This window comes from Amycolatopsis minnesotensis (assembly GCF_039529815.1).
In the GTDB taxonomy this organism is placed as follows: Bacteria; Actinomycetota; Actinomycetes; order Mycobacteriales; family Pseudonocardiaceae; genus Amycolatopsis; species Amycolatopsis minnesotensis.
Genome location: NZ_BAAANN010000001.1, coordinates 73,633 through 94,992 on the forward strand (window position 1 = coordinate 73,633; position 21,360 = coordinate 94,992).

Here is a 21,360-nt window from a genome sequence, read left to right on the forward strand (position 1 = left end):
GGAGACGCGCCGAACCGTGGCTGACCCGGTGGACAGCCGACGATCACGAGGTGCATGCCGTACTCGCCGCGTGGCGGCACGAGATCTGAAGCGCCCCGTCTTCGGCGGGTGCCTCACGTTAGGGGTGCTCGGCGCCGCCCGGTGCCTGCTGGAGGCCGAACGCGGCGCACGCAGCGTTGGCTATCTCGCCGAGCAGGTCGGCGACGAAGCGGGACCGTGGGCTGGCCGGCTAAACCGCGTCCGGCTCAGGGGGCCGTGGCAGGTTGCGTCGCAGCTTCTCGATGATTTTCTGAAGGCGGTCTGTCGCATCGGAAAGGTCCGCCGCGGCCTTTCGATAGCCGTGGTGGACCAGGTTGTTCCGGAGATTTCGGAGCGCGTTGAGGTCGTTGCGTTCGGTCGGATCCAGCGGCATCTCGTGCTGTTTAAGGAAGACTAAAATCGGTGATCTGTACCCGACCTGAGCGGAGGACAGCTCGAGGTAAATGCGGATGAGGTTTTCGAGTTCGCTCCAATGGTGGAGGAACAGTCCCACTTCGCGGTGCGCGTCGTCACGGTCCGGCGTGCGCTGCGTATCAAGCCAGTCGGCCCTGTTCTGCACGGTCCGATAGACCTCGTAGTTCTCTGTGTTTTCCGCGAGCACAGCGTCGATGACCTGCTCGGCGAGCGGGCGTGCTTCCAGGTCGCCGTGGAGTACCTCGAGGTAGGGCGCCAGTTTGGCCGGGCCGTTGAGACCCAGCTCCTTCATGAGAGCGAACAGCAGGTCCACCCGACCAAGCCCGGATTCGTCCACCGGCTTTTCCTCGTCCGTCTTGATTTTGGCGAGTAGATAGGCGGCCAGTTCATAGTGGTTCCGGAACTCTCCTCCGCTGTCGGCCACTCGGCGTTTGCCGGCTCGCTGTAGGGTCTCCAGCGCGATCTCGCCGGCGATCACCATTCCGTTAAGCTGGTCGAGAATGGCGTATTCGTCCTCGGAGAGTGCTCCCGCGAGGGGTTTGTACACGAGATCGTGCTCCACTTCGGACCACGCGTGCATCAGCACGGAGGCGACTTGGATCTCGACCTTGGCTGCGGAGTAGCGTTGATCCGAGTCGCTGAGCCCGTTTTTCTTGAGTCGGACGCGGTAGTGCCGCGCGGAATATCCGGAGAACCGCCGTCCGTTGTCGTCATCACGGTTTTGGGGAAATTCTTTCGGGGAGTCGATCAGCTGGAACAGCCGGTGGACGATGGAGTCCACCTGGTCGCGCTCTCCGGGGAAGTACAGCGCGACGCGCACGCCGGCCAAGTCCGCGATGTCCTCGAAAACGTCGTCGGCGCAGGCGTAGTTTCGCTGCAATGCGCGCTGCCGGGCTTTGTCCTCAAGCCGGGTGACGTCTTTGGCTCGGGACGTAACCATGCAGCGTATGCCGGACGTGCGGAGTTCGGTCTCCAGCAGTTGGCGCACCAATCGGGCAGCCTGGTCGTAGAAGTCGTATTCCTTCACATAACGCCTGATGAAGGCTTCAACGACGTCGTCCATCAGTCGTCCGCTCCTGCCCGGCCGACCGGCGGGCGCTGGCTCGCTGTCTTTATGTTGATCGTTCGTCCTCGCGAAGTGTTACACATGGGGTGCTGTCAACGGCCAGGCAGGTACTGGAAGAGCGTGGCCAAATCGATTGCGGGCCGCGCGACCGTTCCCCGTAGACGTACATGCGACCTGCGCACCAGACACCACCGACAGTTCTGACTGTGCCTAGAGCTGCTTGGCTGATCAGGCGATGAACTCGCGGCGACTCATCCAAGCCGCCGCGCCACGCCTTGGCGTGACGGCGGGTACTTCAATCGGACTCCCAGTTCAGCGGCGGCGGCGCAAGAGGAGCGCCGAGAGGCCGGTGGCTGCGGTGAATGCGCCTGCGGTGACGTAGGTCGGTACAGGCAGCATGGCGAGAAGAATTCCTACGCCGATCAGTACCAAGGTGACGCATCCTGCGGCAGTCAGCATGAGCCGGCTGGCTCGCCGGGTCCGCTGATCGCAGTCCAGCACTTTGGCAGTGATCGCGACCAAGGGATGTGGTCGGCGTGGCACGCTCATGAAGTCACCGACCCGGGCATCGCTGGCGGCCTGGGGCTGGGCTCTAGCGTGCGCAGAATGAGCCCGGGTGGTTGTCGAGGCGGGTTCTCTCGCCCGATGTACCGGTCCGGAGTGGTGTGGGTGTCCTGGACGCGGGTGTGGCGTTGTGGTGGGTTCACGATGGAGACAGATCCATCAACGAGGCCGAAGACCGGATCCTCTAGAGCTTCGACGAGGGTGGGGATCGATGGCCCTTGGTCAATTTCGATATGCAGGTCGCGGCCTTCGCCGCCAGTCCAGACGTCGACCGCGTACGCGCAGTTGATCAGGCCGAACCGCCGTAAGAATGCGCTGCCAAGCGCCACCGGGCCGCAGCTGTGCCGGTGGAACTCTATCCCTGCGCGCTCTCCTTGGCTGAGCTGCGGGCTCGTGGTGAGTAGCGGATCGACGCAGCCGCTGTCGTAGTGCACGCCGCCGCGAATTTTGGGCCAGGTCTTGCCCCACCACTTGGCACCTGCGTTTTTGATCACCACCAGCGCGTCGGTGCGCGCTCCGGTGTGATCAAGGATTCGAAGATCGAGCGTATTCTCGTGCGGCACGATGCGCAGCCCAGGGACGCCGTCCTTGCCTCCGTGAGGCTGGACGGGTGTGATCATCGCGTGGAAGAACCACTGCATCGCCTTCTCATGCAACGTGATGATCAGTTTGTCTCGCCGTGGGCTGACTGTGCGAAACACCTGGTTCCCACGATAGGGCTCACCGCGGAGAGGTGACTGGGATTCCCGGATCATCAGCAGCAGCGAGGTTTCCAAGATCCGTTGGGCCGTGGAATGTGCTTCCGCTATGACCTTAGCGTGCGGCGTCGAGGTGACTGCTTTGCGGAGCTTGCCTACGTAATCCGAGTCAGGCTGCAGGTCTTCGCCGGTGTAGCGATTCCACAGCACAGCCAGGTCGAGCTGAACTCCCCGGTCGTCCGCTCGGTAGGTCTTCTGCCATACCTGCCAGTAATCGGGCACAGGCGTGTAGCTCGCGCGAGAGCGCAGGTAACTCTCCCGCGTAATCGAGATCTCTCGGAGCAACAGCTTGCTGCCAGGATCGTTGGGCACCGGCACGGAATCATCGAGGTCGTAGAGCTCGATGTTGTGTCCGCTGTGATCTGGGTACGGGCGAAACCGGCCTGGGGTGAGTTGGACTGCCCTGTGACTCAGCTTCTTCAGCACGTTCAGCCTCGATGGGGCATCTGGCCACTCGACCACCAGTGATTCCGTGCCGCGCACGCTGGACTTGACCCACCACGCGTCGCGGAAGACACCGATGCGGCGCAACAGCCCGCTGGCCAACGAACTCGGCCCGAACACCCGCGGCCGACGCGCCAGCGCTTCGGCCTCCGCTGGAGCCAAGCCGCTGGGGTGAGCGTCTGCCAGCATCAGTGCCGGTGATTGCCCAGCATCGAGGTAAGCCTGGGCCGCCTTCCACGCGTTCACCGAGATCCCCGTGAACACCACGCGAGCCCGCGGGCTGGAGTCCACCAACCACAGCTCGACATACCCCTGGTCGTCCCAGCGCACCCGGGTACCAGCGGTGCCGCTGAGGTCGGCCGGGTCGTCGGGAGAGACGATCGGCAACAGGCCTGCCAGCAGCGGGCCGAGTACGACCGGATGCAGCCGCAGCCGCAATTCGTCCGGATGCGGTCGCACGTCATCAACGAGATGCCCCAATCGGTAATCACGGGCGACCGGATGAGTTTCGAGCAGCCCCATACCCTCCAGTAACGCGTGGAACACGGCGGATTCCAGCTCCTGCTGAGCTCGGTGCACCGCAGCCGGCAGAAGACGTTGACGCACCGCATGCGGCACCGCTGGTGCGTGCTCAACCCGCTCGACCGCGGGAAACGGATCGGCCAGCGCCTCCGCAAGAGCCTGCTTGTCCGACTCGGTCAACTGACCGATCAACCGCTGTGCGAATGTGCTGGCTGTGCGCCGCCGTTGTGTGGTGAGGTCGCTGACGAGCTGAGTGATCTGATCCAGAAGAAACCCACTGGGCACGAAGGACTCCCTGTTCTGCCTCCGGCCTGGCGGACAAGGACGTCACATACAACGATCACACTAATAACGTGTTTCGTTCGCGCGGTGGGCACAACCCTAGGAGACTTACCTCGCCTACTGCCGGTCGTAGGTGATCGTCCACGGTGGCGGTCCGCGCCCGCCGCTGGCGATGCTACACTCCGGCCGGTCCCCTGCGCGGGCCGGCCACGACAACAGTTTTAGTCCTCCGGTCCGACGGGCTCCGCCACTACGACGCGTTGTGTGGGGCGGCGATGACGCCAAAGGCGCGGCGAAGCCCGCATCAAGATCGAGGCTCTCCTGCCACGAGAAGACCGCTGGCTCGGCTAGCTGCAAAGCCCGTTCTGGGGAGAGGCTCGTCATCGCTGACGATGTAACGGGAATCTTCCCGTCGACCTGATGAATGACGTAGGTTCGCCGAGATAGTGCTCGGTGAACAGCAGGCAGCGGCGGAGCTATGGATCGGTCCTGGCGAAGACGCCGGCGCTAGTTTCGTAGATGCAAGCGATGCCGTGACTGGTCAGCAGACTGACGAGGTCGTCAGCCGGTTGTGTGGGGAGGAGGACGGCTTTGCGGTCGTGCTCGACGTAGCGGGCGTAATCCAGTACCTGGCCTAGCGCCATACGCACGTAGCTACGTGCCGCAGTGCCTTTTGCTTCTATCAGCTCGCGGGTGTGCTTGTTGAAGATGTCGGTGTAGTTCGAGCTTGATCGCCCCGGAAGCGGAATCAGGTGCCGGACGGTGAGTTGTCCCTGCTCTGCGAGCCAAGTGACGTAGCGACCAATGAGTGCAGCTTCCCGCCGTTCCGCGCGGGTTGGTCCTGCCGCAGGGTTTGAGGCGAACGAGTCAACATTGCTGGCCTCGACGGGGATCTCCCGAGCGCCAGTCGCGCCAGCGACCGGAGTCGACGCAACCGGTTCGGTCACGTCGCCCACGGGGCGTAAGTGAAAGACCAGGACGCTCCGCATCTCTTCATTGCGATCTGGAGCATCTTCGCGGCGGTATGGCTCTGTCAGATCAGGGGTGAATTGCCCGAGGTATGTCAACACGGTGTCCGCAGTCTCTTTGAACAAGTGCAGTTCGCGCCCACTGTCCAGAACTGCGCTGTTCAGAGCCGTGAAAGTCTGATCGCCCTCGGTGCCCTGCCCGGTGTAGTGGTAGCTACCGCCCGGCTGCCATCCGTCGTAGTTGTAGCCGTAAGCGGCGCCCTCCGGATACTCGAAGAGGAGAACTCGCTTACTCCGGCTTGGCGTCGCGATCCCGCCCTGTTGCTGGCCGCCGAAGCGTTCATGCAAGGTTCGACGTCGGAGCACGTCCCCGGGAGCAAGGTCCCATCCCTCGCCAGTCGGTTCGCGCGTTTGGCACAGGCCTACCCGTCGGAGGAGATCGGCTGCCAAGTCACCCGCGGTGGCAGCTGGGAAGAATCGCTGCAGCAGTAGACCGGTCACTGCTCCGCGTGCTTCTGCATCACCAGCAAGAAGCTCGTACCGATCCCGAGGTAGCCCTCCCAGGGGGTTGTGCTCAGCGAGCCACTGCGATGCCCTGGAACCGTGCGCGGGCGGCGGCTCCTCTGCAGTGCCCTCGAGTTCCCACCACCCCGAACGGTATAGCGCAAGGAACGGGTACTCCGGCGTGGCTTGGTTGCCAGGATTACCGTAGGCGCTCAGCAGCGCTGCGAGCTCTTCCCGAACTAATGACCAGCGGACCATTCGCTGATCTTGGCGGCGAGCTCGACCGAGCGCCCAGAGTAGAAGAATTGCCTGGTGGCGTGTTGGCTGGTCCTTGGGGCCATGCGTTCGCAACCGCCCGACCCACCCGTTGACATCCTCGGCAGCAGGCACCGAACCTCCTCTGTGATCACAGCGCTCACTCTACCGACGGGCGCTGGATCTCTTGAACAGGCAAGCGATGACACTGTCCTCACCAGAAGCGACCACCGAGAACTGCACCTGATCGAGGCCGAGGCGTTCGAGCGCTGACCAAGATGCGCACCTTGGTTGGCTCTTGCGCCAGCCGGCGGTGTTGGCGACCAGTCTCGTGTCACGACTTGATAGGGCAGCCTGGTCGCGCACCGAACTGTGGGTGGACGTGGAGATCCATGATGACGTCGACGGCCTGCCAGCATCAGCGGGCACCGACGTTTCCGGCTGGCTCGGGATGGAAAGTGGGCGTCAGTTCGGCTACATCGATGGCTGGCTGGTTGAAGAAAACGGCAGGGAGTCGATCTTCGAGTGCGCCAGCCGGCAACTACTTTCACTGCGCTGGCTGTTTGCCGTGTGTGGATATTAATGGTAACGATTTGACAGTGCCAGACTCGCAATCTGGCATCACCTCACAACTGCGCCTATAATGTAAAGCGCTGGCCTAGCCAGCTACCTAGCTCAGGTTCATGATGATTAGGGCGATGGTGACAGCAAGTATGACGAGTAGCGTTGCGAGTGTCGTCCCAATGACTTTGGCGCGATTTGGTAATGGCCTCCAATAGCCTCGCGGGTCGCGGGGTTGAGTGCTCCAGCGTCCGACTGAATCTCGGACCCAGTCGGGATGATTGAGGTCGGTAAGTGGCTCTTCGAGTGGGCCCCAGCCTGCGTCATCTGCCTGATAGGTTACGGTGGCTTGTTGGAGCATTCCATTGGGATGTCGTTTCCAGCGTCGACCGGTGCAATCCAGAAAATCGATGGCGGGGGCGGGGACGTGTAAGTTTTCGCCAGAGCGGGCGTGTCCGATGCTGTGGCGAGCGATGGTGCCTGGAGCGATTTTATCCCAAGCCGCGGTGCTATTCAGAGACGTAGCCTTGTTTGCTTCTGATGTTGAAGCTGTAACGTCGTAGATCGGCTGATTGCTGTGGTTGATCACCACCCAGTCCTGCTGGAGGTAGTTGTCGTGTACTCCAGATGGCCTGGTGGATATCGAGGCAAACACACGCGATGCTTGCTGTTTGCGCTTGTCGGCGAGCCGTTCGCGGTCCCGCCGGTTCTCGCGGCGTTGGGTGGCGAGGCTGAATAGCAGAGCGGTCGCCGCCGTCGTGTTGCTGGCAATCATCCCGATGACCTCCGGCCGCATAAGCTCACCATACCCACGTTCCGGATCTCGTCACGTGAGCCGCGCTCCGGCATTGTCGCTTCCGCCGCTGCGGAGTGCCCATGGGCCCGAGGTTGCCTGGCGGCCGGAGAGGGTGACGAGATGGCCGTGGACGAACTGCATACGAGGGCGTCTGATGCAGGCTCATGCGCCGTACTCGAGCACCATCTTGTCGCGTCCAAGCCCCTGGTCTCCGGCCTCGACTCGCCGCAGCATTCGCCGATAACACGGGATGGTGGTATGCGCACGAGCAAGGAGGCATGAATGTTACCGACGGTAGCGTCATTCTACTGATGGCTTGCGGTTGCACGACGTGTGCAGCATGGTCGGTTCCGTTGACGAGGTCGGCTTGAGTGATCGGAGGCGGCGTGGGCATCCAGGAGCAGGCCTTGTACGCAGGGACTCCACTGTCACGGTTCCTCGATGACCAGCTACCGAATCGCGACTCCGTGGTCGAAGCATGGGTCCACGAGGTGACCTCGAACGCCGTCGACGCGACGGCCCCCGTGGTCGGGCGTGACAGCGTCGGGTGGGCCTTCGAACTGTGCATCGGGCTCGACCTGGCGAATACCCCGCCCCGTATGCAGGAGCTGTCGTATCTCCCCACCGACCGGTGCACTGCGACGCTTGCCGCGGCCGGCTTTGACCATCGCCCGAGCCGGGCGCTTGCCGGCCAGGGGACTACTGACCCGGTGCTGCTGCACTGGGAGCGCACACATCACCGTGTCGCGGTGGATGACGCTCAGCGAGGGATCTTTGCCGCGTGTCTGGATCTGGCATCGTTTCGGCAGCCGATGCATCGCTGGGGTAACTCCCGCACGGTCGACCGTCGCCGGTCACTGTTCCTGAGCTTGGCCATGGATGAGGACAGCATGGGCAGAAGCCGCGAGCTGCTCGACATGATGGGCCACTGCTGGGAGCTGTATCTGGCTCGTGGCCGCCGGGCGTTGTTGACCTTGGGGGAGAAGGTCGTGGTCGCACCCGAGTGGGCTACTAGTTTCGGTGTGGCCGATCTGGTGATTGGCCGGACGTTGATCGATGTCAAGCTAGCCGTCGAGCCCACCGCGGACGACGTGGCGACCTGGCTGCGGCAGCTGCTCGGCTACGTGCTCCTGGACCGCCACGACACCTTCCGGATCGATGCGGTGGCGGTGTACAGCGCCTGGCATGGGTGCCTGCTCACCCATCCGCTGGGAGCTTTTCTCGCAACGGCTAGTGCAGGTCCGCTGAGCGACTTGGGGCAGCTGCGAGCTGAGTTTCACCACGCCCTGCGTGACGATGTGGATAGCTACCTGGCGTGGAAGGAACGCCGACGTTACGCGTGAACACTTACTGTTCTCCCGGCACGCTGGCCTGCCGAAGTGCAGGCGGCGTTTTGTTAGCGTCGTTGCAATGCTGTCGGGGCATTTGCTGGACGTCAGCGTCAGTCTGCCGTGTCACACCAGGTGTAGGGCGGGGCCGCGCAGTAAAGAAGATGGTCACTAAGCCACTCCAGCACTTCGACGGGCAAGGTGTCTGGCTGCGTAAGCAGCGTTGAGGCTAGTTCGTCAATCGACTGCCCTGATGGCATCTCGGCAACCGCTTGCGCGCCACGGCCAGCTTCTCCCCAAGCACGGTGCTCGGGATGCGACAGCAGGATCCGGATCCGCTCGACAATAGTTGGCCAACCGGGCATCCCCATATGGCGTCGCCCGTACATGATCGCTTTTGGTATGAGGTATACCTCCAGGGGGTCGTGAACGCAGGTGTGTCTATTCAGGTCTAGGAGAGCGTTTGCTCGTGCTTTGACGTGTTGTTTGTAGTCGCCGAGGAAGCCATATCCGAGGTCGGTTAACGTCCGGCCGCCGGCGCCGGCCCATGGCCGCTCACGGTCCAGGAGGTGCCGTTCAAAGTCGAGGAGGCCGTAGCCGCGTTTTCGGGCAGTAAGTGCCTTGACGGCTTCTTGGTGGAGTGCAGTCGACTCGGCAAACATCGCCGCGTCACTGGGCCCGCGTCGGCTGGCATGCATGTTCTCCACGGGGCCGTTGCGCCAGACTTCGATCACCAGCCCTACTGCCGTTGCCTGCACCACAGCATCTGGACCGATGATGCCTTCCTCCTGGCAGCGGTCGACATGATGCTCGGCACGCTGAAGCAATATCTCGCAGTTGCGTGGATCTCCGCTGCAGTCAAGGGCAGACGCCGGGCTCTCGGACATGGACAACGCTGCACGCTCCTGGACAAACTCGGTTAGCTGACTGTGCTGATCTTCTGACGGACGCGGCCCGCGTCTTCGGTGCGGTGTTGCGACTGAAACAGCTCGAGGGCTTGTTCCCATGCCTCGCGCGCCGCTACCGTGTCCCGATTCTCGAACGCATCCCCGAGGAAGTCGAGTGTGGTGGCTTCGGACGCCGCATCGCCGAGTTCCCGGTAGAGGGACAGGGAGTGCCGGTAGGTGTTGATCGCGTGGTCGGTGTCGCCGGTCTGGTGGGCGATGTAGCCGAGGCTGAGCAGTGTGGTGGCTTCGCCGCTGCGGTCCTGTCGGCTTCGGCATTGTTCGAGGGCGCGAGTGCAGTGGCGGTGTGCGTGGTCGAGATTACCGAGTTTGGCTGTGTACCAGCCGATTTCGTTGAGGGCGTGTGCGCTGCTGACCGGTGAACCCAGCTGCTCGTAGAGGCGAAACGCGCGTTCGGCGTGCTTCAGGGCTTGTTGAGGTTCGCCGCGTTGGTCCCAGGCCACGGCCAGCGCACGATGAGTGTGGGCCTCACCCAGCTGGTCGCTGTGCGCGTGTGCCCAGGAGATACCGTCTTGCAGGTAGCGTAGTGCGTCATCGTGCTGGCCGAGCAGCGCGGCGGCGCGGCCGCAATGGCGATAGGCACGGGTGCGCAGACGAACGTCGGGCAGGTGCGCGGACGCGGCGAGTCCTGTCTTCCAGGCTGCCTGGTTGTCCTGGAGGTGTCCTTGGCGGAGCTGGACGGTGGTCAGGGCCCAGGCGAGTTGCCATACCGCCGAGTCCCAGCCTTTCTTCGCCGCCAGTTGCAGGGTGGCCATCAGATTGACGCGCTCGGTGGTGAGCCAAGCCCACGCGTCGTCACGGTCGGCGAGTGGGCGAGGCGCACAGCCGGGGACCAGTTCGTCAAGCTCGATGGGGGTGTGGCTGGGTGCGATGCACAGGTCGGCGGCGTGCGCGGTGTGGCAGGCGAAGGTCACCAGGCGGCGCAGACCCTGAGCTTCGGCGGTGGGCTCGGTCTGGCGGGCGGCGTAGAGCCGGACCAGGTCGTGCATCCGATAACGCTGGGGCGCGTGTTGCTGGATGAGCGACACGCGTTCGAGCGACCGCAGGATCATGCGGGTCTGAGGTCCCGGTGTGCCGGCGAGGTTGGCGGCGGCGAGCAAGCTGATGTCGGGGCCGGGTGCCGCGCCGAGCAGGGTGAACACGGTGGCCTGTTCGGCGGTGAGGGCGCGGTACGACCAGGACAGCACCGTTTCCAGGCTGGTGGTCGGGGTTCCGTCATCGAGCGCTTGCAGGCGGGTGGCGGTGTCGCGCAGTTCCGCGGCCAGATCTGCCAGTGGAACGTGCGGGTCGAGGATTGCTCGGCCGGCGACGATGCTTAGCGCCAGTGGTAGCCCGGCGCAGCTGCGCACCAGCTCGGCCACCGCGGCAGGTTCTGCTGCCAGCCGAGCATCGTCGAGCCGGCGGGCGAGCAGTGCGTGGGATTGCTGCTCGTCGAGTGCCTCCACGGTGACCGGGAGCGCGCTGTGCTGGCTGATCAGGCCGGCCATGCGGTCCCTGCTGGTCACCAGCACCGTGCACTGGGAACCGCCCGGGAGAAGGGGTGTGATGTGGTCGCTGTCGCGGGCGTTGTCGAGCACGATGAGCATCTGCCGCGTGGCGACCAGGCTGCGGTAGAGCCCGACCTGCGCTGATCGCTCCGAGGGGATATTGTCCGGGGCGACGCCGAGGGCGTCGAGGAAACCGCGGACCGCTTCGTGGGCTGGCATGGGCTCGTCGCTGGGATCGAAGCCGCGCAAGTCGACAAACAGCTGTCCGTCCGGGAAACGCTCCGCGTTCTGATCGGCCCAGTGCAGCGCCAACCAGGTCTTCCCGATCCCGCCAGCGCCAGCAAGCGCCGAGATCACCACCGTGGACCCCTGGCCCAGCTTGTCCTCCAGCGCCGAGGTCAGCTGAGCCAGTTCCGCTTCGCGCCCGGTGAACAGCGGGGACGCTGCCGGCAGTTGCCGCGGCACTGTCGACGGGCGAGCCGGATGCTCGAGGACGACCGTACCGATACCTCTCGCTTGGACGGCGTTGCCGGCCACATCACCGTTGATCAGGTTGTGCCCCTCTGAGGTCCCCACCATGACGGCCAGTGTGCCCGATCGCGTCCCGCGGTCCTTCACCGCTCGCCAGACCCCAGCGGGAGGGGCGGCAATGGCAGGGGGCAGGTGGGCAGGCTGACCGGGTCGTGGCCGTGTGGAGGGCGGGGCGGCCAGACGGTGTCGCCGCGCAGCAGCGGACGCAGTGGTCATCCAGATGTCCCACCGGGACATCTGGATGAACTCGGAGGTTGTTCGATCATGTCGGTGTCCCGCGATACGGTGCAGGGCGAATCTTGGGGAGGATGTCATGGATCTCGGGACGTTGATCACGCAGGTTGCGGATAACTATGACCGCAACGACAGCATGGACAGTGCGGCACAGGTGCTGCTGCGCTCGGCTGGCACCGAGTTGGCGCCACTGGCACGTGGCTACACGATCGTGGGCCGGGGAGGTATGGGCCAGGGCGCCTACGTTCCGTGGATCGCGGTGTTCGACCCGGACGAAACCGAGACCGCAACTCGTGGTCTGTACGTGGTGTACCTGTTCGCCGCGGACATGTCGACGGTCTCGCTGAGCCTCAACCAGGGCGTCACCGACGCACGAAAGCAGTGGGGGAGTAAGGCACGTGGCCGTCTTGCGGACCAGTCCGCCGCGATCCGCGAGCGTCTCGAGCGCTCGTTGATCACGGGGCTGGCGGAGACGATCGATCTCCACAACACCAGCCAGCTGCCGGGCGATTACGAGGCCGGCAACCTCGTGGCCCGCACTTACACGATCGCCAGCATGCTCTCCGAGCAGGAGTTGCGAGCCGACTTGCACCGGTTCATCCAGCTCTACCAGGTCGCGATCGAGGTGCGGGACGGCCTTGCGGTGAGCAACCCCGCGGTGATCGTCTCACCGGGCCCGCAGCCGACGCTGGAATCGCAGGCGGAGTTCAAACCCAAAAACAGCGACGACTACATCCAGACCATCACCGGGCGGACCATCCGCAAGTCACGCAAACATGAAACCTTGGTCAAGGAGTACGGCGAGCACCTGATCGCGACCGGTTTCGACGCCAATACCCGGGTGCATCCCCGCGATCTCGTGGCGACCCGCGACGACGACGAATGGCTGATCGAAGCCAAGATCGTGCGGAAAGGCAACGGCGTCAACGCTGTGCGTGAGGCTATCGGTCAGCTGCTGATGTATCGCAAGTTCGTGTGTCCGAACCCCGATGGTGTGCGCATGCTCGCGTTGTTCAACGAGCCGGTCGGTGAGGCGTGCGTCGAGCTGCTCGAGGAGCTGCAGATCGCTAGCGTGTGGCAGGACAACGATCACTGGGTCGGCTCGCCGACAGCGCACGCGGCCGGCCTCGCGTCAGCCGGCGCGGCCTAACGGGGAGCGACCCCTTGGATCTTCAGGACATGCGAGCGGCACTGGCGGAGTTTGTGGACCAGCGCGAGTGGCGCCAGTTCCACACACCCAAGAATCTAGCGATGGCACTCGCGGGCGAGGCCGGTGAACTCGTCACGCTTTTCCAGTGGCTCACGCCTGAGGAAGCTGAGCGCATCATGGAGGATCCGCAGACCGCGACACAGGTCCGTCACGAGATCGCCGATGTGCTGTCCTATCTCATCCGTCTCGCCGACGTCCTCGACATCGACCTGGCAGCCGTGCTGCAGGAGAAGATTCGGCTCAACGAACAACGCTACCCCGTACACCTCGCCCGGGGCACCGCCGACAAATACGACCGTCTGCCGACGGATGGGGATTGCTGACGGTAATCGAGGTTGTATTGTGCTCTGTCACTCGAGTTGGAGGTTCACCGTGAGCCGACAGGATCGAACAGACAGGGCTGTTTCGTCGAAGACAGGCGGGAAGCGCATGAACCGAGACGCTATAGAAGAAGTCCTGGCGGAGCTCGCTGCGGTCACCGAGGAGGTCCTCGCACAGGCTGATGCTGCTGACGCGCGGATGAACGAGCTGTCGGACGCCCGTGAGGCCCTGCTCGAGCAACGCGCCGCCGATGGCGTATCCCTGTGTAAGCCTGCTCCGCACTACGCGCTCGCAGGTCTGCGGGACACCCTAGCCATGCACGCCGCTCGGGAGCAGCGCGAAGCAGCCCGGGAATTCGCTGCCTGGTGGGCCGACGTGGCGACGCTCGCCGTTCTTGCCGAGGTGAGCGGCCAGCCGGTGTCTCCCACTCGCTTGGCAGCAGCCGACCCGACCCTCTGGATGTCCGAGGAGGATATGCACGACCTTCCCGAGATTCCCGAGAGCACTCGTGTGCTGGCTCGGCTGGGGGCGGTGATGGCGGCCGTCCCGCTGGGGTCTGGGCGGGCCGACCACGACATGGCCGCACAGGCCGAGGACCACGCCGCGCGTGCCGGGCTACGCATCAGCTACGACGACGGGCAGGTCGTGGTGAAGGAGAATGGAGGACCGGAAGCGCGTCGGTGTCGGCTGTGGGGCGGCTTATGGACCGAGGCGCGCGTGCCGGAACTTCCCGCCCCGGACGAACTGGCCGATCTGCTGACCGGCCACGGAACACCGGAATCCAGCACTGCCGCCGCGGTTGAGGCAGCCCGTGCGGTCGACGATGCGGTTATCGCACTGCTGCGGGCGCGTGCACTGGATAACGGTGATCCCCAAGACGAGCCCATCTCCGCCGAAGACATCGACTCCCTGTGGAACCACGCCGACCAGCTCACCAATCTGCTCAGCCACTACGCGCGAACTATCACCAACATGCTGCCCGTTTTGCGGACCGGCGACGAGCCGCAATAGAGAGCAGAGGAAATAGACATCTTCGGAAATTGCAGGCGAGTTGATCCTGTTGTAGCTGTGGCTCAGGTTGAACAGGAGCGCAGGACTGTGCATCAGATCCAGGGTGCTCACTAGGCAGATGCAGAGTGCTTGTTCGCCAGTTCTCTAGCCTTGATGAGGCGTTGGGCAAGCTTCGGCTGCATCTCCCCAGGCCCGCGACGTTCAGGTGGGCAGGCTGCTTCCCAGCGTTCGAGAACGGCTACTTCTTCGCGGTACTCTTTGCGCTTGCGATGCAGGATAGCGGCGCGCCACGTGTACGCGGGTGCGGGTTCGCGGCCGCTGGTCTTGGCTTCCCTTTCGGCGACGACGATCAAGGCATAGACGAGAGGTAGGGCTTTGTTGTCCGCGGGCTCGCCTGCTTTAGCGAGTTCCTCCACGTAGCGAAGCCAGTCCCACATCGGTCTACCCAGGAAGCTGCCGGGCTGGTCCTCGAGGTCTTTGCCGTTCTCAAGGTCGCGGATCGCTTGGTCCAGGTCGACTCCGTCGGCGACGGACCTGACTGATGACAGTTGCTCCGCTTTGGCGCTGGTGTCGCGGATCCGATACCAGGCGCGGGCGATATCTTTGAAGCGCTCACTCTCTGCTGTCGGATGCTGGAGTTCTTCGGCCTTTTTGTACGCGCGCCACCAACTGCTCCCGTGTTGATGCGCGCTGTCTGGGCCGTCGGTCTCTCGGGGTAGTTGGGGTTTGTCGAACCCGGCGGGCAGCGGGGCTGTCGGTGCACTGGTATCGATTCCGGCGACCCAGCGGCAGTGCGCGAGCCAGGTGGTCTCGGCTGCCCGTTCATCGGCGAGCTTCTGTGCCGCCAAGGCTCGCGCTTTTTCGACGTCTGCGCGCGGAACGAGACGAGTGATCGAGGCCAGAGAATCTACGCCAACCTTCTTGACGTAGGAGTTCACGCCGATGGCGCCCACGACGATGGTTGCTGGGCCGTCATGACGGTCCACGAGGGCCCACTGCCCGACAGCCGGAGGCACCGGGAGCGCCCAACGGTAGGCATACGCGTGCTCGGGGTTGAAGTTCCTCAGCGGCTCTGGGGCCGTCAGCTCCCGGAATACGCATAAGACTACGGTGTCTGAATGTTGACGTCGCGGCTGGCGCGACTTCCGCGAGAAGAGGCCCACCGCTGAAGTGTGTCAGACACTGTGGCCGATATGGCAGATTCTCCACGCTCACCGCCCAGGCAGATCAACTTCGTGGCGCAACAGAACACCCGAGTGAGCCTGGCCGTGCGGCCGAAGAGGAGCAACGTGGACTTGTGGCGTTCGCGTGACGCGCTGGTTTACTGCCGTCTGGCGCTGCGCCCTGGCTCTTCTACGGCCATCCAGCAGTGACCTCGGCGTGATGCTCAACTAGCACTTCAAGATCAGGCAGCAGACTGTCGTTGATGGCGAGCTGCTGGCCGGCCAGGCGGGCGTAGTCGGGGAACCGCATCAGGTCTGGGTGAACGAGAACTGTTCGTTCGCGTGGATCGATGGTCATTTGAGCGGTGTCGAACAGGCCGTGGATGTCCGCCCGTAGCAACAGCCCCTCGGTAGGAACGTGCCGCTTGTACTTGGAAAAGGCGCGCAGGTGAGCGGCCTGCAACGCCGCTGCGGGACCGTCGCCGGTCACCGCACAGACCAGCCCGTACCGGTCAATGAGATCCTGCCGAAACCCCGGCTGACCGGTGCGAACCTGGACCAACGCTTTCCGCGTGCCAGCCTTGCGCGAGGTGCCGCGCCGCTTCGCTTTCGACACCGCCACTTTTCGGCCAGCGTGTGTCACGGGAGCGGTAGCCTGAACCAGGTGGAACCGCCAGATACGGAAGCGGTCACCGTTCACCTCCGGCCACATGTCGACGATGTCGAACAATCCGTCGTACCGGTAGCCGGTCTTCGGGGAGTACGTCGGGTCTCCGGACGCTCCGCGGATGACCCGGACCGGGTGCTTGTCCCGGTAGGCCACGGCGAGACCAGCGTTTCCCAAGGTCAACTCCTGGTCGGCGACCTGCCGGCGTGTGGACTCGTCACGGCCACCTTGTCCGGTGTAGATGATCTGGTCGCCGAGATCCAGGTCATCGGGGTAACCGCCGTTGACGACGATGGAGTCCGACCCCTCCTTGCCCCCGGCGATGCCCGCCTGCAACGTCCGATGCAGCCCCACGGCATGCATGTCCCGGTACCTGGCGAACTGGTCCCCCACATTGACGCCGGCCACGGCGCCATACTGCACATTGCTCACAGTTAGGCAGCGTAGTCGTCCGCCCCGTCAGCTCGTGACCAGCAAGCGATGGCGCAATCTGCGGTGCCAGGTGCTGGGCCTCGTCGATGGGGACTGTTCGCGGAACGGCACCGCTCTGCCAACGACCGGACAGACCCCAGCCATCCCCTCAATCGTCCGGAGGGTGCTGCCTTAATTGGGAGCGCAAGGCGTCCGCGTCCTCAGTCTTTCCCAAGACGGCGAGAATCGTCGCTAATTGATCATGAATTTCGTACCGTGTGCTTGGATCGAGATCTGGGATCAGCGTGTCGAAAGCGGCGATGAGGGCCTCCAAAGGAGACAGGATATCGTTGCCGGCCACGATCTTTACCGTACGATTTAGGTGTTCGACGACCGAGCTCAGCGCGGTGATGTCGTGGTTGTGGTTCCGTAGCCACCAGAGTGTCGCCGACGCCGTGTTCTTGAAGACGGTGTTCTTCAGGTAAGTGAGGTCGGCGCGTTCGACCTCGTGCCCGGCGGCGGCGACTTCTCGCTGTCGGAGGTGTTGCGCGTGTTGCTGAGCCAGTTCGAGTTGGTCCGGAGCAACAGTCACGACGACATCTTCCGCCCACACACGAACCGGGGGATCGTCGGACAGCGCTTTGCCTGCTGCCAGGTCCGCTGCTAGTCGGGTTCCGGCGAGGCCTGCGTGGATAGGCGAGTAGTCGTTCAGCAGATTAGCGGCTTGGGCTGCGACCTTCGCACAAGCCTTTTCTTGCCAGGCAGGCGACGCGTTCCAGACCACCGTGCAACACACTTCGAAGTCGAAGCCGGGCAGTTCACTGGGAATCGGGCCCGCGAAGGGTGCGCGCCGGTCGGGTTCATCCTGTGCGAGCCCGACCGGCGTCGTGCGGCGGCGCCAGTGCATGCTCAGGAGTCCTCGTTCCGGAGGGGCTGCGCAGTGAACGGATGCCTGGAGTGCAGTTGCTCCGCCAGCGCCTGGTGCACGGCAAGACGCGGATCGGTGCGGTCATGGTCTTCCCAGTAGCGGGGTATGAATCCGAGCCAGCGGTCGGCAGCCATGCGCACCATCCCGATCCGCTCGACTGGGGCGTCGAATTCCGCCGCGGCTTCGCCGAGCACGCCCAGCAGGAAAACTTGCTGGTCCGAGTCAGTCGCCAGGTCCAGCCAAAATCCGATCGCTTCATAAACGAGCGCGTGGTCTTTCACGGCCAGCAGCGCTCGCCAGACCCGGACCAGCGCCTGCCGGTGAGCCCCGATAAACTCGCCGGCGTCGGCGGAGAGCAGGTCGCGCAGGATCCGCACCGCGACGGCCCGCTGCCGTTCCTTGCCGCTGCGCAGCCACTCGTCGAGCTTCGCCAGCACCTGCGGGAACGCGCCGTTGTCGCGAACGAGGGCAAGCACCGCCGCCACGACCTCGTCGTTGACCTGCCGATCGTTGTGCAGGGCGAGGTTGCCCAGCCGGGTAAGCGCCTTGTCCGTGTGCTTGCCACCGAAGTCTGATTGGCACACGGACAGCACAAGATTGACGAGTTCGGGGGTGAGGTCGGATTTTCGGGCCCACTCGTTGAGCTGACGGTGCACCACCGGAGCGCTGCGATCGTCGAGCGCCCCGGCCGTGACTAGGTCGGCAGCCATGCGGGCGGGCACCGCCGTGCCAGAGCCCGCCCACTTGTCAGCCACCTTCGTGATGAACTTGGCGGCGTCCTGCGACGCGCAGAGATCGAAGAAGCGGCTCACCATGCCGGTCCTGGCATCATCGTCCAGCCGGGGCTGCTGCCCAAGCCCGAGGTCGGTCACCCACTTCACCAATCTGTCGCGGAGTTCGTGATATCCGCGCCAGACGTGCCGCAGGACCGCACGGTCGTAGTCAAGGCGGGCGAACCGCGCCCGGTCGTCGGTGAGGCGGACGCCCTTGAGCTCGGTCAGCCGACCGGCAAAGCCACGGCCTTCCAGCAGCTTCCCGGTGGGAGGTGTGTAGCCGGCGGTGGTGAGCAGCGCGCGTTCCGCCCAGTACTGGGTTTCGGTCGAGCAGCCGCCGAGCAGGGCGACGGTGAGCATCAGGCTGCGTCGGCTCCAGTCCTCTTCCTTGTCGAAGACGGTGATCAGCTCGGTTGTCCAGTTGCCATAGGCCAGAACCGCGTTCTCCGCCAGGGTGTCGATGGCGGCGCCTTCTCCTGCGAGGTGGTGTTCTCGCACGATGAGGTCGGCCAGCCAGGCTGCGTCGGCGGGATGGGCCGACGCGAGCGCGTCGGTGATCTGGGGGTTGGACGCGATCTTCGCGGGGAGCGTGGTCTTCTGCAGGTGGGCGCGCAGCACGTCCCCGGCAGCCGGTTCGATAAGCTGCTTGGTCCGGCCCTGGTAGAGCGACTGCAGTCCGGGCGGTGGCGGTTCGGGCAGGAGCACGACGAGATGCGCCTCCGCGGCTGCGATGGTGCCCAGGAAGCTCTTGAGCTGGCTTTCGGCGTTGTCGAGCACGTCGCTGTCGGTCTTGGTCAGGTCGAGTAGGACGTGGGCTTCCGGTGCGACGCGGCGCAAGTCGAGCTGAGTGTCGTCGTCGAACTCAATGACGTTGATTGTCGGTGTTTCGGCGCTAGATACGGCTTTGAGTGCTAAGACGCCGGCCGTCCACCGTCCGCTGTGCGGGCGGCCGTAGAGGAAGACGACTTTGTTGTCACGCAACGAGTTAACGATTCCGGTGAAGTCGTGCGGCTCGGCGAAGCGGTCCTTTAGCCAGCGGAGGTGGCCAGGGTCGATCTCGTCTCGGACGATCAGGTCCCGGTATCCGCTGCCGTAGACCTGGATCGTGTCCCCCGATTTCTGCAGGTCGATGGAAACATCGCCGGTGACGTCGCCACGCACGGTCACGTTGCCGTCGCCGGTGACCGAGGTGCTGTCGGTGGGGGCGGTGAAGCTGTCCGTGGGGATCTTGGCGAAACATGGGGGTGACGAGATCGCCGATGGCCACCCTGGTCGTCAGTGGCGCCTTGACCTGGCCGATCGTGTGTTGCGGTTCATGACGTACTGGCGGACGCAGAACTGCCGTTCATCTTCCCGGCGCCCGCCTGGACCGAAGGCCAAGGTGTAGCGCCTGTCTGGACCGACGCCGCGAATGTGGCGGGCGCTGCCAACTGCGCATCCCAGCGGTCTCGGGGCAACGGCGTGAAACGTTCCTGCTGCGAGCTACGACTCAAGAAAGCAGTCCTGCGAAGGAGAGGTGCGAAGGTGGATGCTACAGTCGCGGCTCCTCTCGGCGCGAGCAGCTGGGCCGATCGGTACCTCGCGGTGTCGATCGTCACTGCCTGCCGAGCACCTCCTCTGCGACGCGGTGCTCGTCGCGCCGACGCACATCACGCTCGCCGGAATCGACCCGGCCGCAGACCCCTGCGGCGCGGCCGTCGACAGGTACCGGGCGACAAGGCCGAACTGTTACCACCCGCCGCGGAATTCACCAAGACCGCCAAGAAGTCCCGTTCTCACCCCACTGGACGGATTGACCGGTGTTACGTAGGCACGGAGCACCTGGCGCGCCGACGCGACGCTTTCGCTATTCTCGCGCTGCATGACCGCTCCGCAGCCTGTTGCTCTGGAAGAGGGCTGGTCCGGCACACTGTTTTCGACCCAGAAAAATTGAGGAGTGCATGTGAACGAAGTGGACGCGAAGGACATCGACAGCCAGTTGACCCGGATCGGTCTCGGGGCTTGGGCAATGGGTGGACCGTACGAGTTCGGGTGGGGCCCGGTCGACGACGATAGGTCCGTCGCAACCATTCACGCCGCGCAGGAAGCCGGGATCGGCTGGGTCGACACTGCACCGGCATACGGTCTGGGGCACTCCGAGGAGATCGTGGGCCAGGCTCTCCGGAAAAGTTCGGCAAGCGATCCTATTGCCGTTTTCACCAAATGTGGCCGCGTGTGGGATCCAGCTGCTCCGGAAAAGGTCCGAACCGACCTGCGACCGGCAAGCATCGAAGCCGAGTGCGTTGCCAGCCTTCGGCGGCTCGGGGTCGACCACATCGCCGGATATCAGATCCACCGTCCTGATCCGAAGTCGGAAGTACCGCTGGAAGAGTCTTGGGAGGCCCTTGCCAACCTCGCCGATGCGGGCAAGGTCCGGTGGATCGGACTCTGCAATGTGTCGCTGGGCCAATATCACGCATGCTCCGCGGTGCGGCACGTGGACACTGTCCAGGTCGGGTTGAACCTGTTCCGCCCGGCGGATGAGTCCCTCCTCGAAGCCTGTCGGGCCAATGGCACCAGGGTCCTCGCTTTCTCGCCCCTGGCCTCTGGCCTGCTTTCCGGGCATTTCGACAAGAGCAGGCTGGCGGCCGACGACTGGCGGGCACGGTCGCCGAGGTTCGACGGCGAGGAGCTCGCTGCGAAGTTGACCAGGGTAGACGAGATGGCTGCCTTGGCTGGACAGGCGGGTTGCTCAGTTGCGGAGCTTGCTGTTGCCTGGGTCCTTCACCAGAAATGTGTCGACGCCGCGATCGTTGGTGCTCGCCGGCCGGAGCAGATCGATGACTGGATCAACGCGTCGGTGAGGGAAGTCGGCCCGGCAGTCTTGTCCGCCATCGGCCAGTTACGGATCGACTGAGCATGGCGACCGGGTGCTTGCTTGGTGGCGACGCCGGGTCGAGAGTGTTCTACGCATTCGAGAGGCACAGCGGTCACGAACACGAAAAGTCGTCTTTATGAGGCGCTCGTGGTGGCGAAGATTGTTCGGAGCGCCGCTCACCAGATCTCGTGATGACGGGCTCGAACCGGTCCGGGAGGTCGGACGCGTCGTGCTGCCCCCGCAAGTCGGGGTGCGAGTATCGGGTCGAGACAGTGTCGGCGCTGGCGGAGACCTCACGGGC

Annotated in this window: 17 protein-coding genes and 1 pseudogene; 7 read left to right on the top strand and 11 right to left on the bottom strand. The window is 64.2% G+C overall.

Annotated features, from left to right (window positions below; all coding sequences use genetic code 11):
• Nucleotides 1-229: 229 nt before the first annotated feature.
• The 4 genes from ABD256_RS00220 to ABD256_RS44610 all read right to left on the bottom strand — a co-directional run bounded on the left by ABD256_RS00220 (nucleotide 230) and on the right by ABD256_RS44610 (nucleotide 5,951).
• A complete protein-coding gene (locus tag ABD256_RS00220) occupies nucleotides 230-1,516 on the bottom strand; it encodes a GTP pyrophosphokinase (protein WP_344411972.1) in 1,287 nt (428 codons plus the stop codon).
• Between the two features lie 315 nt (nucleotides 1,517-1,831).
• Nucleotides 1,832-2,068, bottom strand: coding sequence for a hypothetical protein (locus ABD256_RS00225; RefSeq protein ID WP_344411975.1), 237 nt, complete (start codon nucleotides 2,066-2,068; stop codon nucleotides 1,832-1,834).
• Complete coding sequence (locus ABD256_RS00230; protein ID WP_344411977.1) at nucleotides 2,065-4,092, bottom strand: hypothetical protein; 2,028 nt, start codon at nucleotides 4,090-4,092, stop codon at nucleotides 2,065-2,067. The genes ABD256_RS00225 and ABD256_RS00230 overlap by 4 nt, the downstream gene beginning before the upstream one ends.
• Before the next feature lie 473 nt (nucleotides 4,093-4,565).
• Nucleotides 4,566-5,951 (bottom strand): phosphorothioated DNA-binding restriction endonuclease family protein, encoded by a 1,386-nt coding sequence (locus ABD256_RS44610; RefSeq protein WP_486303461.1) that lies wholly within the window; start codon nucleotides 5,949-5,951, stop codon nucleotides 4,566-4,568.
• A 241-nt stretch (nucleotides 5,952-6,192) separates the two neighbouring features.
• On the opposite strand from ABD256_RS44610, the gene ABD256_RS00240 reads away from it, so the two are divergent.
• A complete protein-coding gene (locus tag ABD256_RS00240) occupies nucleotides 6,193-6,399 on the top strand; it encodes a hypothetical protein (RefSeq protein WP_344411981.1) in 207 nt (68 codons plus the stop codon).
• Between the two features lie 87 nt (nucleotides 6,400-6,486).
• On the opposite strand, the gene ABD256_RS00245 is transcribed toward ABD256_RS00240, so the two are convergent.
• Nucleotides 6,487-7,173 (bottom strand): hypothetical protein, encoded by a 687-nt coding sequence (locus ABD256_RS00245; RefSeq protein WP_344411983.1) that lies wholly within the window; start codon nucleotides 7,171-7,173, stop codon nucleotides 6,487-6,489.
• A 386-nt stretch (nucleotides 7,174-7,559) separates the two neighbouring features.
• Here ABD256_RS00245 and ABD256_RS00250 point away from each other — a divergent pair, with 386 nt between their 5' ends.
• Nucleotides 7,560-8,516 (top strand): hypothetical protein, encoded by a 957-nt coding sequence (locus ABD256_RS00250; protein WP_344411985.1) that lies wholly within the window; start codon nucleotides 7,560-7,562, stop codon nucleotides 8,514-8,516.
• A 98-nt stretch (nucleotides 8,517-8,614) separates the two neighbouring features.
• On the opposite strand, the gene ABD256_RS00255 is transcribed toward ABD256_RS00250, so the two are convergent.
• Both ABD256_RS00255 and ABD256_RS00260 read right to left on the bottom strand, forming a co-directional pair.
• Nucleotides 8,615-9,388, bottom strand: a complete 774-nt coding sequence (locus tag ABD256_RS00255; protein ID WP_344411987.1) for a hypothetical protein — start codon at nucleotides 9,386-9,388, stop codon at nucleotides 8,615-8,617.
• Nucleotides 9,389-9,420: 32 nt separating this feature from the next.
• A complete protein-coding gene (locus ABD256_RS00260; protein WP_344411989.1) occupies nucleotides 9,421-11,532 on the bottom strand; it encodes an ATP-binding protein in 2,112 nt (703 codons plus the stop codon).
• 265 nt (nucleotides 11,533-11,797) lie between these two features.
• On the opposite strand from ABD256_RS00260, the gene ABD256_RS00265 reads away from it, so the two are divergent.
• The 3 genes from ABD256_RS00265 to ABD256_RS00275 all read left to right on the top strand — a co-directional run bounded on the left by ABD256_RS00265 (nucleotide 11,798) and on the right by ABD256_RS00275 (nucleotide 14,260).
• On the top strand, nucleotides 11,798-12,868 hold the full coding sequence (locus ABD256_RS00265) for an MrcB family domain-containing protein (protein WP_344411991.1): 1,071 nt from the start codon (nucleotides 11,798-11,800) through the stop codon (nucleotides 12,866-12,868).
• 14 nt (nucleotides 12,869-12,882) lie between these two features.
• On the top strand, nucleotides 12,883-13,251 hold the full coding sequence (locus ABD256_RS00270) for a nucleotide pyrophosphohydrolase (protein ID WP_344411993.1): 369 nt from the start codon (nucleotides 12,883-12,885) through the stop codon (nucleotides 13,249-13,251).
• Nucleotides 13,252-13,357: 106 nt separating this feature from the next.
• The gene (locus ABD256_RS00275; protein WP_344411995.1) at nucleotides 13,358-14,260 is read left to right on the top strand and encodes a hypothetical protein; all 903 of its coding nucleotides are present in this window, start codon (nucleotides 13,358-13,360) and stop codon (nucleotides 14,258-14,260) included.
• A gap of 110 nt (nucleotides 14,261-14,370) precedes the next feature.
• On the opposite strand, the gene ABD256_RS00280 is transcribed toward ABD256_RS00275, so the two are convergent.
• The 4 genes from ABD256_RS00280 to ABD256_RS00295 all read right to left on the bottom strand — a co-directional run bounded on the left by ABD256_RS00280 (nucleotide 14,371) and on the right by ABD256_RS00295 (nucleotide 19,369).
• Nucleotides 14,371-15,246, bottom strand: a complete 876-nt coding sequence (locus ABD256_RS00280) for a hypothetical protein (protein ID WP_344411997.1) — start codon at nucleotides 15,244-15,246, stop codon at nucleotides 14,371-14,373.
• 367 nt (nucleotides 15,247-15,613) lie between these two features.
• Entirely contained in the window at nucleotides 15,614-16,522 is a 909-nt protein-coding gene (locus tag ABD256_RS00285; protein ID WP_344411999.1) for a YDG/SRA domain-containing protein, read from the bottom strand.
• A gap of 148 nt (nucleotides 16,523-16,670) precedes the next feature.
• Nucleotides 16,671-17,408 (bottom strand): hypothetical protein, encoded by a 738-nt coding sequence (locus ABD256_RS00290; protein ID WP_344412001.1) that lies wholly within the window; start codon nucleotides 17,406-17,408, stop codon nucleotides 16,671-16,673.
• A 2-nt stretch (nucleotides 17,409-17,410) separates the two neighbouring features.
• Complete coding sequence (locus tag ABD256_RS00295) at nucleotides 17,411-19,369, bottom strand: hypothetical protein (protein WP_344412003.1); 1,959 nt, start codon at nucleotides 19,367-19,369, stop codon at nucleotides 17,411-17,413.
• Between the two features lie 64 nt (nucleotides 19,370-19,433).
• Here ABD256_RS00295 and ABD256_RS00300 point away from each other — a divergent pair.
• Nucleotides 19,434-19,535, top strand: a pseudogene (locus ABD256_RS00300) (IS5/IS1182 family transposase); the annotation flags it as partial.
• Nucleotides 19,536-20,144: 609 nt separating this feature from the next.
• Nucleotides 20,145-21,098 (top strand): aldo/keto reductase, encoded by a 954-nt coding sequence (locus tag ABD256_RS00305; protein ID WP_344412004.1) that lies wholly within the window; start codon nucleotides 20,145-20,147, stop codon nucleotides 21,096-21,098.
• The last annotated feature ends 262 nt before the right edge of the window (nucleotides 21,099-21,360 follow it).

Bases quoted from the DNA above. Each gene is read 5' to 3' on its own strand.
- ABD256_RS00255 (WP_344411987.1), bottom strand. From the start codon at position 9,388: ATGTCCGAGAGCCCGGCGTCTGCCCTTGACTGCAGCGGAGATCCACGC.
- ABD256_RS00220 (WP_344411972.1), bottom strand. From the start codon at position 1,516: ATGGACGACGTCGTTGAAGCCTTCATCAGGCGTTATGTGAAGGAATAC.
- ABD256_RS00275 (WP_344411995.1), top strand. From the start codon at position 13,358: ATGAACCGAGACGCTATAGAAGAAGTCCTGGCGGAGCTCGCTGCGGTC.
- ABD256_RS00290 (WP_344412001.1), bottom strand. From the start codon at position 17,408: ATGCACTGGCGCCGCCGCACGACGCCGGTCGGGCTCGCACAGGATGAA.
- ABD256_RS00265 (WP_344411991.1), top strand. From the start codon at position 11,798: ATGGATCTCGGGACGTTGATCACGCAGGTTGCGGATAACTATGACCGC.
- ABD256_RS00260 (WP_344411989.1), bottom strand. From the start codon at position 11,532: ATGGTGGGGACCTCAGAGGGGCACAACCTGATCAACGGTGATGTGGCC.
- ABD256_RS00225 (WP_344411975.1), bottom strand. From the start codon at position 2,068: ATGAGCGTGCCACGCCGACCACATCCCTTGGTCGCGATCACTGCCAAA.
- ABD256_RS00245 (WP_344411983.1), bottom strand. From the start codon at position 7,173: ATGCGGCCGGAGGTCATCGGGATGATTGCCAGCAACACGACGGCGGCG.